The organism is Comamonas granuli NBRC 101663, from assembly GCF_000739995.1.
In the GTDB taxonomy this organism is placed as follows: Bacteria; Pseudomonadota; Gammaproteobacteria; order Burkholderiales; family Burkholderiaceae_C; genus Simplicispira; species Simplicispira granuli.
The window spans coordinates 227,628-243,574 of the sequence record NZ_BBJX01000004.1 but is presented as its reverse complement, the minus strand read 5'-3'; the positions used below and the strand labels follow the sequence as shown (position 1 = coordinate 243,574).

9 protein-coding genes are annotated in these 15,947 nt (G+C 68.6%); 6 read left to right on the top strand and 3 right to left on the bottom strand.

Annotated features, from left to right (window positions below; translation table 11 throughout):
- Nucleotides 1–127 precede the first annotated feature (127 nt).
- The 4 genes from CGR01S_RS04475 (at nucleotide 128) to CGR01S_RS04460 (ending at nucleotide 8,043) form a co-directional block, all read left to right on the top strand.
- Complete coding sequence (locus tag CGR01S_RS04475) at nucleotides 128–2,863, top strand: cation-translocating P-type ATPase (RefSeq protein ID WP_052382495.1); 2,736 nt, start codon at nucleotides 128–130, stop codon at nucleotides 2,861–2,863.
- A 112-nt stretch (nucleotides 2,864–2,975) separates the two neighbouring features.
- Complete coding sequence (locus CGR01S_RS04470; RefSeq protein WP_042422875.1) at nucleotides 2,976–4,259, top strand: O-acetylhomoserine aminocarboxypropyltransferase/cysteine synthase family protein; 1,284 nt, start codon at nucleotides 2,976–2,978, stop codon at nucleotides 4,257–4,259.
- A gap of 33 nt (nucleotides 4,260–4,292) precedes the next feature.
- On the top strand, nucleotides 4,293–6,146 hold the full coding sequence (locus CGR01S_RS04465; protein ID WP_042422872.1) for a diguanylate cyclase: 1,854 nt from the start codon (nucleotides 4,293–4,295) through the stop codon (nucleotides 6,144–6,146).
- Nucleotides 6,147–6,381: 235 nt separating this feature from the next.
- Nucleotides 6,382–8,043: an L-lactate permease gene (locus CGR01S_RS04460; RefSeq protein ID WP_042422870.1), complete on the top strand. Its 1,662-nt coding sequence runs from the start codon at nucleotides 6,382–6,384 to the stop codon at nucleotides 8,041–8,043.
- A 96-nt stretch (nucleotides 8,044–8,139) separates the two neighbouring features.
- Here the strand turns inward: CGR01S_RS04460 and CGR01S_RS04455 are convergent, their stop codons facing one another.
- On the bottom strand, nucleotides 8,140–8,730 hold the full coding sequence (locus CGR01S_RS04455; protein WP_042422867.1) for an OmpW/AlkL family protein: 591 nt from the start codon (nucleotides 8,728–8,730) through the stop codon (nucleotides 8,140–8,142).
- A gap of 262 nt (nucleotides 8,731–8,992) precedes the next feature.
- On the opposite strand from CGR01S_RS04455, the gene CGR01S_RS04450 reads away from it, so the two are divergent.
- Both CGR01S_RS04450 and CGR01S_RS04445 read left to right on the top strand, forming a co-directional pair.
- Entirely contained in the window at nucleotides 8,993–9,628 is a 636-nt protein-coding gene (locus CGR01S_RS04450; protein ID WP_042422864.1) for a TetR/AcrR family transcriptional regulator, read from the top strand.
- Nucleotides 9,629–9,634: 6 nt separating this feature from the next.
- Nucleotides 9,635–10,744 carry an alkene reductase gene (locus CGR01S_RS04445; protein WP_042422861.1) on the top strand — a complete coding sequence of 370 codons (1,110 nt, stop codon included), beginning with the start codon at nucleotides 9,635–9,637 and terminating at the stop codon, nucleotides 10,742–10,744.
- Nucleotides 10,745–10,771: 27 nt separating this feature from the next.
- Here CGR01S_RS04445 and CGR01S_RS04440 read toward each other — a convergent pair whose 3' ends face one another.
- Together CGR01S_RS04440 and purL are read right to left on the bottom strand one after the other, a co-directional pair.
- The gene (locus tag CGR01S_RS04440) at nucleotides 10,772–11,749 is read right to left on the bottom strand and encodes a DUF808 domain-containing protein (RefSeq protein ID WP_042422857.1); all 978 of its coding nucleotides are present in this window, start codon (nucleotides 11,747–11,749) and stop codon (nucleotides 10,772–10,774) included.
- Between the two features lie 112 nt (nucleotides 11,750–11,861).
- Nucleotides 11,862–15,881, bottom strand: coding sequence for a phosphoribosylformylglycinamidine synthase (purL, locus tag CGR01S_RS04435; RefSeq protein ID WP_042422854.1), 4,020 nt, complete (start codon nucleotides 15,879–15,881; stop codon nucleotides 11,862–11,864).
- Nucleotides 15,882–15,947 lie beyond the last annotated feature (66 nt).

Sequence of the window (15,947 nt, the reverse complement as noted above, 5' to 3'; positions counted from 1 at the left end):
CCCACATTGCGCGAACAGCTATTGAATAGATAGCGGAAAAGCACCTTCATCCTGGCCCGACGGCATGGCGCCGGGCCGTACACTGGGGCAGTCACACTCCGCAACAACTGTTGGCAGACTGCTCCGCATGGCGACCGAAACACCTCCGACCACCGCCGTCCACGATGCCCACCTGCGCGACGCGCAGGAGCTGGCGCAGGCCCACGGCGTCGATCCCGGCACCGGCCTGCACGCCGACGAAGCCACGCGCCGCGCCGCCCGGCACGGTGCCAACGAGCTGCAGGACCCTGCCCGCAGGAGCCCGCTGGCGCTGTTGGCCGAACAGTTCAAGGACTTCATGGTGCTGGTGCTGCTGGGCGCGGCCGTGGTCTCCGGCCTGGTCGGCGACCTGACGGACACGCTGGTGATCCTCGTCATCGTGGTGCTCAACGCTCTCATCGGCTTCACCCAGGCCTGGCGCGCCGACCAGGCCCTGGCCGCGCTGCGCCAGCTCGCGGCGGCGCACGCCACCGTGCTGCGCGGCGGCGAGGTGCAGGTGGTGCCCGCCGGCACGCTGGTGCCCGGCGACATCGTGCTGCTGGAGGCCGGCAACCAGATTCCGGCCGACCTGCGCCTGATCGAGATCGCCCAGCTCCAGGTGGATGAGTCGGCGCTCACGGGCGAATCGGTCACCGTGGCCAAGCAGACCGGCACCCTGGCCGCGCAGGACGCCAGCGCCCTGGGCGACCGCGTGAACATGGCCTTCAAGGGCACCACGGCCACCCACGGCCGCGCGCGCGGCCTGGTGGTGGCCATCGGCATGCACACCGAACTGGGCAAGGTGGCCCGCCTGCTGGGCGGCGAGGACCGCAGCACGCCGCTGCAGCGGCGCCTGGCGGCCTTCGGCAAGCGGCTGGCGCTGGCGGTGCTGGGCATCTGCGCCGTCGTCTTCGTGGTGGGCGTGCTGCGCGGCGAGAGCCCGCTGCTCATGGCGCTGACCGCCATCAGCCTGGCCGTGGCCGCCATCCCCGAGGCCATGCCCGCCGTGGTCACGGTGCTGCTGGCCCTGGGCGCACGCCGCATGGTGGCCATCAACGCGCTGGTGCGCCGCCTGCCCTCGGTGGAAACGCTGGGCTCGGTCACCACCATCTGCTCCGACAAGACCGGCACGCTCACGCAGAACCGCATGCACGCCGAGCTGCTGCTGGCGCGCGGCGTGCGCTGGACGCCCGGCGACGCCTTGCCCGGCGCCGTGCACCGCGAGGCGCTGCGCGCCGCCGCGCTGTGCAACGACGCCACGCGCCACTCCCATGCCGATGGCGACGACATGGAGGCAACCGCCACCCCCACCACCCTCGCCGACTGGCAGGGCGACCCCACCGAAACCGCCCTGGCGCTGGCGGCCCGCGCCGGCGGCCTGGACAAGGCGGCGCTCGACGCCGAGAACCCGCGCGTGCAAGAGCAGCCGTTCGACTCCGACCGCAAGCGCATGACCACCTTTCACCGCGTCGCGGGCGGCTTCGTGGCCTACACCAAGGGCGCCCCCGAATCGGTGCTGCCGCGCTGCACCGCGCAGTGGACCCCTGAGGGCCGCGCCCCGCTCGACAACGCCGCCCTGCTGGCCCAGGCCGGCCAGCTCGCCGCGCAGGGCCTGCGCGTGCTGGCCCTGGCGCGGCGCGGCCATGCCCGCCTGCCCGACACCAATGCCCTCGACGCGGTGGAGAGCGAACTCGAACTGCTGGGCCTGATCGCCCTCATCGACCCGCCCCGCCCCGAGGCCCAGGCCGCCGTGCGCGACTGCATCAGCGCAGGGATCACCCCGGTGATGATCACCGGCGACCACCCGGCCACGGCGCGCGCCATCGCGCACCGCCTGGGCATCGTGGACACGCCGGACGCCCCCGTGCTCACCGGCGCCGACCTCGCCCGGCTCGACGCGGCCACGCTGCAGCAGCGGGTGGAACAGGTGCGCATCTACGCGCGCGTCGATCCGGCGCAGAAGATCCGCATCGTCGAGGCCCTGCAGGCGCGCGGCCACTTCGTGGCCATGACGGGCGACGGCGTGAACGACGCCCCGGCGCTGAAACGCGCCGACATCGGCGTGGCCATGGGCCGGGGCGGCACCGACGTGGCGCGCGAGGCCAGCAGCCTGGTGCTGCTGGACGACAACTTCGCCACCATCGTCGCGGCGGTGAAGGAGGGGCGCCGCATCTACGACAACATCCGCAAGTTCGTGCGCTACACCATGACCAGCAACTCGGGCGAGATCTGGACCATCTTCCTCGCGCCCCTGCTGCTGCTGCCCATTCCGCTGCTGCCCATCCACATCCTGTGGGTCAATCTCGTCACCGACGGCCTGCCCGGCCTGGCGCTGGCGGCCGAACCGGCCGAGCGCGGCATCATGCGGCGCCAGCCGCGCGCCCCCACCGAAAGCATGTTCGCGGGCGGCATGTGGCAGCACATCCTGGGCATCGGCCTGCTGATCGGCGGGCTGTGCCTGGCGGTGCAGGCCTGGGCCCTGTCCACCGGCAACGCGCACTGGCAAACCATGGTGTTCACCGTGCTCACCCTGGCCCAGATGGCCCATGTGATGGCCATCCGCTCCGAGAGCGAACCGCTCTGGCGCCTGGGCCTGGGCAGCAACCGGCCGCTGCTGGGCGCCGTGCTGCTGACCTTCCTGCTGCAGATGGCCACCATCTACGTGCCTGCGCTCAACCCCATCTTCAAGACCGAACCGCTGGGCCTGGCCGACCTGGCCGTCTGCCTGGGCGCCGCGCTGGTCGTGTACGTGGCGGTCGAGCTGGAGAAGGCCTGGCGCCGCAAACGCCTGCCCACGACCGCCGCCATGGACGAGCCACCACCGCCCGCGCGGCCTGGCGCATAAACACATGACAAACGATTAGAACCCGCAACGGGCTGCACCGGGCACAATGCGCGGTGGTCCGCACCGGTGCGGACCCCTGGCGCACTTCCAATCGAGAGAGGGACATCCATCCATGCAATTCGAAACCCTGGCCGTCCATGGCGGCTACACGCCCGAGCCCACCACGCACGCCGTTGCCGTGCCGCTCTACCAGACGGTGGCCTATTCCTTCGACAGCGCCCAGCACGGCGCCGACCTGTTCGACCTGAAGGTGCCGGGCAACATCTACACCCGCATCATGAACCCGACCACCGACGTGCTGGAAAAGCGCGTCGCGGCGCTGGAAGGCGGCATCGGCGCGCTGGCCGTGGCCTCGGGCATGGCGGCCATCACGGCGGCCATCCAGACCATCGCCGAGGCCGGTGACAACATCGTCTCGGCCAGCACCCTGTATGGCGGTACCTACAACCTGTTCGCCCACACCTTTCCGCAGCAAGGCATCGAAGTGCGCTTTGCCGACCCGCGCGACCCGGCCAGCTTCGCCAAGCTGATCGACGCGCGCACCAAGGCCGTGTTCTGCGAATCCATCGGCAACCCGCTGGGCAACGTGACCGACATCGCCGCGCTGGCCCAGGTGGCGCACGACCACGGCGTGCCGCTGATCGTGGACAACACCGTGCCCAGCCCCTACCTGTGCCGCCCCATCGAGCACGGCGCCGACATCGTGGTGCACGCGCTCACCAAGTACATGAACGGCCACGGCAACAGCATCGGCGGCATCATCGTGGACAGCGGCAAGTTCCCCTGGGCCCAGCACAAGGAGCGCTTCAAGCGCCTGAACGAACCCGACGTGAGCTACCACGGCGTGGTCTACACCGAGGCCCTGGGCCCGGCCGCCTACATCGCCCGCGCGCGCGTGGTGCCGCTGCGCAACATGGGCGCGGCGCTCTCGCCCTTCAACGCCTGGCTCACGCTGCAGGGCATAGAGACCCTGCCGCTGCGCATGGACCGCATCTGCGACAACTCGCTGGCGCTGGCCCGGTTCCTGCAAACCCACCCCAAGGTGGAATGGGTGCGCTACGCCGGCTTGAGCGACCACCCCGACCACGCCGTGGCGCAGCGCCTGCTGGGCGGCCGCGCTTCGGGCATCCTGAGCTTCGGCCTCAAGAGCAGCGACGCCGACCCGCGTGCCGCCGGCGCCCGCTTCCTGGACGCGCTACAACTGTTCACGCGCCTGGTCAACATCGGCGACGCCAAGTCCCTGGCCACGCACCCGGCCTCGACCACGCACCGCCAGCTCAACCCCGAGGAACTCGCCAAGGCCGGCGTGAGCGAGAACATGGTGCGCCTGTCGGTGGGCATCGAGCACCTGAAGGACCTGCAGGCCGACCTGGCCCAGGCGCTGGAAAAGGTCTGAGCCGCGCCACCTCCCTGCCCCGCGGGTTCACGCATGCATCAGCGGCCGTCCTCCCTGCCAGCGCTGTGGTGCTGGCTGGCCTGGCTCCTGGCCCTGGCCTGCGCGCTGCCCGCGCGCGCAGCGCCCGTGGATGCCCGCACGGTGGCATCCCAGGCGCCCCTGGTGCTGGCACCCTGGGTCGAGGCGCTGGAAGACCGGGGCGGGCAGCTCACGCTCGCTGAGGTACGCGAGCCCGCCCAGGCCGCACGCTTTTCCGCCGGCCTGGCGGGCAGCGATGGTTTCAATTTCGGCATCACGCCCTCGGCCTGGTGGTTTCGCCTCACCCTGGCCAACCCGGGCGATGCGCCCATAGACCGCCTGCTGGAGGTGGCCTATGCGCGCCTCTCGCACGTCGCGCTGTACACCGTGGATGCGGACGGCAGCGTGCACAGCGTGGCCACCGGCGGTGCCACGCCCTTTGCCTCGCGCCCCTACGCGCACCGCTATTTCGTTTTCCCGCTGCAGTTGCAGGCGCACTCCGAGCGCACGTACTACCTGCGCGTGCAGTCCCTCACGGCCTTCATCGTGCCCCTGCACCTGTGGGAGCCCGGCGCCTTCCATACCCACGAACGCAGCGACTACATCGTGCAGGCCTGGTACCTGGGCATGGCGACGGCCATGGTGCTGTTCAACCTGCTGATCTTCACCTGGATGCGCGATCGCATCTACCTCTTCTACGTGTGCTTTGCTTTTGCCACCGCTTTTGCGGTGGCGGCGCAGAACGGCCTGGTGAAGGAATTCTTGCGCCTGGATGCGCCCCTGGCGTCGGATCTGGCGTCCACCTTCGGCTACTCGCTGGCCATCGCCGCCGGGCTGCAGTTCATGCGCCACATGCTCGACACCGCACACACCCTGGCGCGCTGGGACCGCGCGCTGGGCGCTCTGGTGGTGTTTTTCGTGGCCAGCCCGCTGGTGTTCCTGTTCACCGGCCAGACCTTCATCCAGACCGCCGCCGTGCTGTACCTGGGCGCCGTGGTGGTGGGCGTGGCCGTGGGCCTGCAGGGCGTGTGGCGGCGCCAGCGCGCCGCCTATTTCTTCATGACGGCCTTTTTGCTGCTCGCGCTGGGCGCCATCACAAATGCAGCGCGTGCCATGGGCCTGCTGCCCACCAATGGGCTGACGGCCAATGCCATGCAGGTCGGATCGGCCCTGGAGATGGTGCTGCTGGCCTTTGCCCTGGCCGATCGCTTCAACCAGATGCGGCGCGAGCGCTCGGCCATGCAGAAGAAGCTGCTCGCCACGCAGAACGAGCTCATCGAAAGCCTGCGCCAGTCCGAGCAGCAACTGGAACAGCGCGTGCAGGAACGCACCATCGCCCTGCAGGTGGCCAACCGCCAGCTCGCTGCCCTGAGCATGACCGATGGCCTGACCGGCATCGCCAACCGCCGCCACCTCGACGAGGTGCTGCTAAGCGAGTGGCAACGTGCGCGCCGCTCGGGCCAGCCGCTGACGCTGGCCCTGCTCGACGTGGACTGGTTCAAGCCCTTCAACGATCGCCTGGGCCACCTGGCGGGGGACGAATGCCTGCGCGGCATTGCCCGCATCCTGGCGCGCAGCGTGCACCGCACGACCGACCTGGTGGCCCGCTACGGCGGGGAGGAGTTCGCCTTCCTCGCGCCCGGAACCGATGGGGCCGGCGTGGTGGAAATCGGCCACAAAATCCAGTCGGAACTGCATGCTCTGGGCATCACGCACCCTGAATCGCCCCTGGGCGAGGTCACCGTGAGCATAGGCGTCGCCAGCCTGTTGCCGGGCAGCAACGACAGCCCCGAGACGCTGCTGCGGCGCGCCGACGAGGCCCTCTACCGCGCCAAGACCGAAGGCCGCAACCGCATCGTTCTGGCCTGATGCCCCTGCGGCCCGGGCAGGCCTTGCCGGGCACCCGCACCTTCTGGCGCACCGCCGGGGATAGCCAGACATTCATGCATTTTGTGCATGCGTGAAAAACGTTCACGCATCGGCGCAAGGCATTTCACACCACGATGGCCGCTGTTTTTTTACAGTGCAGCAGGTGCCTTGGCGCATGCACGCAGCAGTGGCATGGCCTGCGGCGCACCCCACTACAAGACTTTGGAGACATTCGATGACCTGGCAGCAAATCTACGACCCGCTCGGCAGCATGTTCCTGTCCACCCTGCTGGCGGCCGTGCCCGTGGTGGTCATGCTCGCGGCACTGGGCTTTTTCCACATCAAGGCGCATATTGCAGCGGGCATGGGCCTGGCGGCGGCCCTGCTCGTGGCCGTCTTCGTCTACGGCATGCCGGTGGGCATGGCCGGGCGCGCGGCCATGCTGGGGGGCTTCACGGGGCTGCTGCCCATCGGCTGGATCGTGCTCAACATCATCTTCCTGCACCAGCTCACCGAGCAGAACGGGAGCTTCGCCGTGCTGCAGGACTCGCTCTCGGGCATCACCGAAGACCGACGCATCCAGTTGCTGCTCATCGCCTTCTGCTTCGGCGCCTTTTTCGAGGGCGCAGCGGGCTTTGGCACACCCGTGGCGGTGACGGCGGCCATCCTCATCGGCCTGGGCTTTTCGCCGCTGGCGGCCTCGGGCCTCTCGCTGATCGCCAACACGGCGCCCGTGGCCTTTGGCGCCCTGGGCACGCCGGTGATCACGCTGGCCAAGGTGCACGGCTATGACCTCATGGAAGTCACGGCCATGATAGGCCGCCAGTTGCCGTTCTTCTCGCTGATGGTGCCGTTCTGGCTGATCTGGGCCTTTGCCGGGCGCAAGGGCATGTGGGAGATCTGGCCCGCCATCCTGGTGACGGGGGTGTCCTTCGCCATTCCGCAGTTCCTGGTGTCCAACTACATCGGGCCGGAGCTGGTGGACATCATCGCCGCCATCGTCTCCATGGTCTGCCTGGTCGCCTTCCTGCGCGTATGGAAGCCCAAGACGGTGTGGACCTCGCCCTCGCTGCGCGGCCACGACCCCAGCGCCGCCGAGGCCAAGCCGCCCCAGCCCGTCAAACGCCACAGCACGCAGGCGCTGGTGGCGGCCTGGACGCCCTGGCTCATCCTCTCGGTGTTCGTGTTCCTCTGGGGCCTGCCTTCGGTCAAGACCTGGCTCAACGGCCTCTTCGCGCCCGCCTTCCCCATCGAGGGCCTGCACAACCTGATCGAGAAGGTGCCGCCCGTGGTGGCCAAGCCCACCAAGGAGGGCGCGGTCTATACGCTCAACCTGCTGTCGGCCACCGGCACGGGCATTCTGCTGTCGGCCATCGTGAGCGCGCTGGTCATGAAGTACAAGCCGGTGGCCATCGTGCGCACCTTCTTCAAGACGCTGTGGCTGGTGAAGTACTCGCTGCTCACCATCGTGCTGATGCTGGCGCTGGGCACGCTCACGCGCTACTCGGGCACCGACACCACGCTGGGCCTGGCGTTCGCCAACACGGGCGTGCTCTACCCCTTCTTCGGCACGCTGATGGGCTGGCTGGGCGTGGCGCTCACGGGTTCGGACACGGCGTCGAACGTGCTCTTCGGTGGCATGCAGAAGGTGGCGGCCGAGCAACTGCACCTCTCGCCCAACCTCATGGGCGCAGCCAACAGCTCGGGCGGCGTGATGGGCAAGATGATCGACGCGCAGTCCATCGTCGTCGCCTCGACCGCCACGCGCTGGTTCGACCACGAGGGCGACATCCTGCGCTACGTGTTCTTCCACTCCATCGCCCTGGCCTGCCTGGTGGGCCTGTACGTGACCTTGCAGGCCTATGTGTGGCCGTTCACCCTGACCGTGGTGCACTGAGCGCGGACCGCGCACCACAAAAAAAGACCGGCGCACACGGCGCCGGCCATCAATTACCTTGGAGAGATGGGGCACGCTGCAGACCGCAGCGCGCGCTCAGAAGCGCCAGCCCAGGCCCACGCCCACGAGCACCGGGTCGGCCTTGAACGTGCCCAGCGTGACGCCGCCGGCGCTCACGTCGGTCTTGATGAAGACCTTCTTGACGTCGAAGTTCAGGTACAGGTTCTTCTGCAGCGGAATGTCCACACCCACCTGCAGCGCCGCGCCGAAGCTGTTGCGCTCGATGTCCACGCCCGGGGGCGCCTTCACGCTGGAAAAGCGCGTGTAGTTCAGGCCGGCGCCCACATAGGGCTTGATGCCGGCCGCGTTGAAGTGGTACTGCAGCAGCAGCGTGGGCGGCAGGTGCTTGAACGAGCCGATGTCCGCGCCGCCCGCACTCAGTCGCTGCTTTTGCGGCACGGTGAGGATGAGCTCGGCCGCCACGTTGGGCGTGAAGAAGTACGACACATCCACTTCGGGGATGGTCTTGTTGTTGATCGACAGACCCAGGGGAGTGCTGTCCTTGTTGGCGCTGTCCAGGTGCACGGCGCGGGCACGCACCATCCAGGGGCCTTCGGACTGCTGCGCCAGCGCAGCACCAGAAGTCAGAGCACAGAGAACGGCCACAGCCAGCAGGTTCTTTTTCATGGTGGTTTCAATCAGGTTTCACGGGGACGCCCCCCGTAGAGCCATTAGGCCTACTTTGACTGTGGTCTTTCTTGCCCTGCATCAATCATTGGTATTAACCCTAGCCTTCGTGGTTGATTCATATCAACCACATTTTCTTTAGGGGATTTGGCAGCCGCGCGCCCGGCAGGCCGGGTGCTTTCCCGGCCTGCCTGTCATCTCGGTTACAGCCGCTTCGTTTCGCGCCCTTGAATATTAAGACGACTGGTCATATTATCTCTTCGTGGCCCGCACCGCAGACAAGACCGACATCCCCCAGCGCCTCACCCAGGCCGGCCGCGACCTGTTCTCGCGCCAGGGCTACAACGCCACCGGCATCCAGGCCATCACCGACCATGCGGGCGTGCCCAAGGGTTCGTTCTACAACCACTTCGAGAGCAAGGAAGTGTTTGCCGTGGCCATCATCGAGCAGTACGCCGAGCACCTGCAGCGCTCCTGGGAGGCCATGATGGCCGCCGCGCCCGCGCAGCCCATGGCCGCCATCCGCTACGTGTTCGCCGAAATGATGGCCTACCACGAGCGCAAGGAGCTGCAGGCCGGCTGCCTGGTGGGCAACTTTGCCGCCGAGATGGCCCTGGCCAGCGACGCCTGCCGCCAGGGCCTGCGGCAGGCGCAACTGGCCTGGCGCGAGCGCCTGGCCAGCATGATCGAACGTGCCCAGGCCGCGGGCGAGGTCCGCGCCGACCTGCCCGCCCCCATGCTCTCGGCCCTCGCCTGGGACACCTGGGAAGGCGCCCTGCTGCGCATGAAGCTCGAAAAATCCACGGCACCGCTGCGCGACAGCATGTCCCTGGTCCTCGACCACCTGTTCCAGCCCGCCGCGCCCGCGGCGGGCATTCCCGCCACCACCAAGGAGTAAGCCCCCATGGGTATCCCCGCAGAAACCTTCGCCACCGACGCCCTGTTCCAGCCCCTCAAGCTGGGACGCATCCACGTTGCCAACCGCATGGCCATGGCCCCGCTCACCAGGAGCCGCGCCAACGACGCGCTGGAGCCCACCGACATGGTGGTCGAGTACTACCGCCAGCGTGCCAGCGTGGGCCTGATCATTGCCGAGGCCACGCAGATCTCGGCCACGGCCCAGGGCTACACCCACACCCCCGGCATCTACACGCCCGAGCAGATTGCCGCCTGGAAGAAGGTGACCGAGGCCGTACACGCCCAGGGCGGCAAGATCTTCCTGCAGCTCTGGCACACGGGCCGCATGTCGCACAACGCCTTCCAGCCGGACCAGCAGGCTCCGGTCGCACCCTCGGCCATCGCCGCCAAGGCCAAGACCTACATCGTGGGCCAAGGCTATGTGAACTGCGCTGTGCCGCGCGCGCTGGAAACCGCCGAGATCGCGGGCGTGGTGAACGACTTCCGTACCGCTGCCGCCAACGCCATTGAGGCCGGTTTTGACGGCGTGGAAATCCACGGCGCCCACGGCTACCTGATCGACGCCTTCCTGCGCGACGGCTCCAACCACCGCACCGACCAGTACGGCGGCAGCATCGAGAACCGCGCGCGCTTCCTGCTCGAAGTGATGGCCGCCGTGACGCAGGAGATCGGCGCCGACCGCGTGGGCATCCGCCTCTCGCCGGTCTCGCCCGTCAACGACTCCTCGGAAAGCAACCCGCAGCCGCTGTTCGAGCATGTGGTGCGCGAACTGGAGAAGCTCCACCCGGTGTACATCCACGTGGTCGAAGGCCACACCGGCGGCCCGCGCGACAACGCCCCGTTCAACTACGAGGCCCTGCACCGCCTGTATTCGGGCGTCTGGATGGTCAACAACGGCTACACCAAAGACATGGCCGTCGAGGCCCTGCGCAGCGGCCGCGCCGATATGGTGTCGTTTGGCCGCGCCATGATCACCACGCCCGACCTGCCGCGCCGCTTGCGCGACAACCTGCCGCTGAACGAGCCCTTCGCCGACGCCCCCGTGTACGGCGGCACCGGCCCCCACGGCTATACCGACTACCCGGCCCTGCCCTGACCCGCGGGCAGACTGCGCGGCGCTTGCTCAGCGCTTGCGCAGTTTCTGCACCAGCGTGACGGCGCCCAGCACCAGCGCACCGGCCACGATGCCGGCCACAGCGTTGAGCCCGTTGGTGGCCAGCGCCTGCCACAGGCCGCCCAGCGCGCCCTGCGCCACGGCAGCGCCCGCGCCTTCGATGGCGTGGTGCAGCGGCGCGATGCCATGCACCAGAATGCCGCCGCCCACGAGGAACATGGCGGCGGTCCCCGCCACCGAGAGGAACTTCATGAGCCACGGCGCCGCTGCCAGCAGCCCCCGGCCCAGGGCCTGCGCGGCGCTGCTGCTCTTCTGGCTGAGCCACAGGCCCAGGTCGTCGAGCTTGACGATGCCGCCCACCAGGCCATAGACACCCACCGTCATGAGGAGGGCGATGCCGACCAGCACGGCGACCTGCTGCAGGAACGGCGCGGACGCCACTGTGCCCAGGGCGATGACGATGATTTCCGCCGACAGGATGAAGTCGGTGCGCACGGCGCCCTGGATCTTGTCCTTCTCGAACGCCGCCAGGTCCACCGCCGGGTTGGCATTGGCCTGCGCGTGGCTCTCGTGCTCGGCCTCGTCCTCGGCTTCGCTGTGCAGGAACTTGTGCGCCAGCTTTTCCACGCCCTCAAAGCACAGGAAGGCGCCGCCCAGCATCAGCAGCGGCGTGATGAGCACCGGCACGAATGCGCTGATGGCCAACGCCGCGGGCACCAGAATGGCCTTGTTCACCAGGGAGCCCTTGGCCACGGCCCAGACCACGGGCAGCTCGCGGTCGGCCCGCACGCCCGCCACCTGCTGGGCGTTGAGCGCCAGGTCGTCGCCCAGCACCCCGGCCGTCTTCTGCGTGGCCACCTTGGTCATGGCCGCCACATCGTCGGCCACGGTGGCGCTCTTCTTGGCGGCGACCTTGGTCATCACGGCCACGTCGTCGAGGATAGTGGCGATGTCGTCAAGCAGCGTCAGCAGGCTGGCTCCGGCCATGGGGGCTCCAGAAATCGGTGGAAGCGCAGATTATGAACAAAAATAGCTTCCAACGCTTGTGGATCAAGCGCTGGAAGCTATTGTTTTTGTAGTGGAGTAAACCTAGAAAAGTTCAACCGACCCACTTGCGCGCATTGCGCCACAGGCGCATCCAGGGGCTGAACTGCGACTTGTCGCCGTCCGTCCAACTCATCTGGATGTTGCGGAACACGCGCTCGGGGTGCGGCATCATGGCCGTGAAGCGGCCATCCAGCGTGGTCACCGCCGTCAGGCCGCCAGGGCTGCCATTGGGGTTGAACGGGTACTGCTCGGTGGCGGCGCCCGTGTGGTCCACGAAGCGCATGGCGGCGATGGCCTTGTCGGCGTTGCCCCGGTACTTGAAGTTGGCATAGCCCTCGCCGTGCGCCACGGCGATGGGCAGGCGGCTGCCGGCCATGCCGGCGAAGAACAGGCTGGGCGACTCCAGCACTTCCACCAGCGACAGGCGGGCCTCGAAGCGCTCGCTCTGGTTGGTGGTGAAGCGCGGCCAGTCCTGCGCGCCGGGGATGATGTCGGCCAGCTCGGCGAACATCTGGCAGCCGTTGCACACGCCCAGGCCGAAGGTGTCGGGGCGCGCGAAGAAGCCCTGGAACTGCGCGGCCAGCACCGGGTTGAAGGTGATGGAGCGCGCCCAGCCTATGCCCGCGCCCAGCGTGTCGCCGTAGCTGAAACCGCCGCAGGCCACGATGCCCTGGAAGTCTTCCAGGCGCGCGCGGCCGCTCTGCAGGTCGGTCATGTGCACGTCGTGCGCCTCGAAACCGGCCTCGGTGAAGGCGTAGGCCATTTCCACGTGCGAGTTCACGCCCTGCTCGCGCAGCACTGCGACCTTGGGGCGCGCGAGGTTCAGGTACGGCGCGGCCACGTCCTGCGCCGGATCGAACGTCAGGTGCACATGCAGGCCGGGGTCGGCCGCCTGGCCCGCGGCCGCATGCTCGGCGTCGGCGCAGGCGGGGTTGTCGCGCTGCTGGCAGATCTTCCAGCTCACGGCGTCCCAGACCTGGTGCAGGTCTTCGAGCGGGGCGCTGAAGATGGCCTTGGCGTCGCGCCAGACCTGCAGCTCGCCCTTGCCCACGTCCATGGTGCTGGATACGGGGCGCGTCTTGCCCACGAAGTGGCTCCAGCGGGAGAGGCCATGCGCGCGCAGCACCTGCATGACCTCGTTGCGCTCGGCCGTGCGCACCTGCAGCACCACGCCCAGTTCTTCGTTGAACAGCGCCTTGAGCGTGAGCTCGTCGCGCCGCGCGCTGATCTGGCCGGCCCAGTTCTTGGCGTCGCCCGCGTCCATGCGGCTGTCGCTGATGCCGTCGCCCTCGGTGACCAGCATGTCCACGTTCAGCGCCACGCCCACATGGCCGGCAAAGGCCATCTCGGCCACGGTGGCGAGCAGGCCACCGTCGCTGCGGTCGTGGTAGGCGAGGATCTGGCCCTTGGCGCGCAGCGCGTTCACGGCGTTCACCAGATTCACCAGGTCCTGGGCGTCGTCGAGGTCGGGCACGGTGTCGCCGGCCTGGTCGAGCACCTGGCCCAGGATGCTGCCGCCCATGCGGCACTGGCCCTTGCCCAGGTCGATGAGCACCAGCGTGGTGTCTTCCTCGCTGGCGTCGAGCTGCGGCGTGAGCGTGCCGCGCACGTCCTGCAGCGTGGCAAAGCTGCTCACGATCAGGCTCACGGGCGAGACCACCTTCTTCTGCGCGTCGCCGTCCTTCCACTGCGTGCGCATGGACAGCGAGTCCTTGCCCACGGGGATGCTGATGCCCAGTTGCGGGCACAGCTCCATGCCCACGGCCTTGACGGTGGCGTACAGGTCGGCGTCTTCGCCCGGCTCGCCGCAGGCGGCCATCCAGTTGGCCGACAGCTTCACGCGCGGCAGCGCTATGGGCGCCGCCAGCAGGTTGGTGATGGCTTCCGCCACCGCCATGCGGCCCGAGGCCGGGGCGTTGAGGGCGGCCAGCGGCGTGCGCTCGCCCATGGCCATGGCCTCGCCGGCAAAGCCCCGGTAGTCGGCCAGCGTGACGGCGCAGTCGGCCACGGGCACCTGCCAGGGGCCGACCATCTGGTCGCGGTGCGTGAGGCCGCCCACGGTGCGGTCGCCAATGGTGACGAGGAAGCGCTTGGACGCCACCGTGGGGTAGCTCAGCACGTCGATCACGGCCTTTTGCAGCGGCACGCCGGTCAGGTCGATGGGCTGAAGCGGGCGCTGCACGGTTTGCACGTCGCGGTGCATCTTGGGCGGCTTGCCCAGCAGCACGGCCATGGGCATGTCCACGGGCAGCTTCTGGTCGGCGGCCTGGGCGGCGGTGTCTTCGAGCACCAGTTGGCGCTCTTCGGTGGCGGTGCCGATCACGGCAAAGGGGCAGCGCTCGCGCTCGCAAAAGGCGCGGAACAGCTCCAGCGACTCGGGCGCGATGGCCAGCACGTAGCGCTCCTGGCTCTCATTGCTCCAGATTTCCTTGGGCGCCAGGCCCGATTCCTCCAGCGGCACGGCGCGCAGGTCAAAGCGTGCGCCCCGGCCGGCGTCGTTCGTCAGCTCGGGGAAGGCGTTGGACAGGCCGCCCGCGCCCACGTCGTGGATGGCCAGGATGGGGTTGTCCGCGCCCAGCGCCCAGCAGTGGTTGATGACTTCCTGCGCACGGCGCTCGATCTCGGGGTTGCCACGCTGCACGGAGTCGAAATCGAGCTCGGCCGCGTTCTGGCCCGTGGCCATGGAACTGGCGGCGCCGCCGCCCATGCCGATGCGCATGCCCGGGCCGCCCAGTTGCACCAGCAACGTGCCGGCGGGGAATGCGATCTTGTGCGTGAGCGTGGCGTCGATGCTGCCCACACCGCCCGCGATCATGATGGGCTTGTGGTAGCCGCGCTGCACGCCGCCCACCTCCTGCTCGTACTCGCGGAAGTAGCCCGCCAGGTTGGGCCGCCCGAATTCGTTGTTGAACGCGGCGCCGCCCAGCGGCCCCTCGGTCATGATCTGCAGCGGGCTGGCGATGTGCTCGGGCTTGCCGCCGGGCTGGTCGCTCAGGCCGCCCCACAGCCTGGAGACGGTAAAGCCCGTCAGCCCCGCCTTGGGCTTGGAGCCGCGGCCCGTGGCGCCCTCGTCGCGGATCTCGCCGCCCGCGCCGGTCGAGGCACCAGGGAAGGGCGAAATGGCCGTGGGGTGGTTGTGCGTTTCCACCTTCATCAGCACATGGTGCGTTGCGCTCTCTTTTTGATAGCTGTTTACGCTTATTCCATGGGCGTTAGAGCCCATTTTTGCCACAAATCGCTCGACCTGGTTGCCTTCCATGATGGAGGCGTTGTCGGCGTAGGCGACGATGGTGTGCTGGGGCGAAACCTGCTCGGTGTGGCGGATCATGCCGAACAGGCTTTTCTCCTGCGGCACGCCGTCGATGGTGAACTGGGCGTTGAAGATCTTGTGCCGGCAATGCTCGCTGTTGGCCTGGGCGAACATCATCAGCTCCACGTCGGTGGGGTTGCGCGCCAGGCCCTGGAAGGCGTTGACGAGGTAGTCGATCTCGTCGTCGGCCAGCGCCAGGCCCCATTGCCGGTTGGCGGCTTCCAGCGCCGCGCGGCCGCCCTGCAGCACATCGACGAACTCCATGGGCTGGGCATCGAGCTCGGTGAACAGTTGCTCGGCTTCGGCGCGGCTGGCCATCACGGATTCGGTCATGCGGTCGTGCAGGAGCGCGGCGATCTGCGCAATCTGCCCGGGCGAGACCTCCGGCGGGCCGCCGAGCAGGCCGCTCTTGAGCGTGAGGCGGTATTCGGTGATGCGCTCCACGCGGTGCACGTCCAGGCCGCAGTTGCGCGCGATGTCCGTGGCCTTGGACGCCCAGGGCGAGACCGTGCCCAGGCGCGGCGTGACGACCAGCAGCAGCCCGTCCTCGGGGCCTGGGTAGGGGTCGCCATAGTTCAGCAGGGCTGCCAGGCGCTCGTGCTGCGCGGGCGTGGGGGCGGCATCCAGCGCCACGAGGTGCACGAAACGCGCGGCCACGCCGCTGATCCGCGGATGGATGGTGGCAAGGGCGCTTTGCAGTTGCTGGGCACGGAAGGCGCTGAGGGCATTGCCCCCCGCAAAGGAAATCTTGTGCAAGGTCACGGTGGCGGCCTGAGAAGCTGGGAGAGGCAAGGGACGCACGGGGCGGCAAGGCCCCGGCAAGCCCGC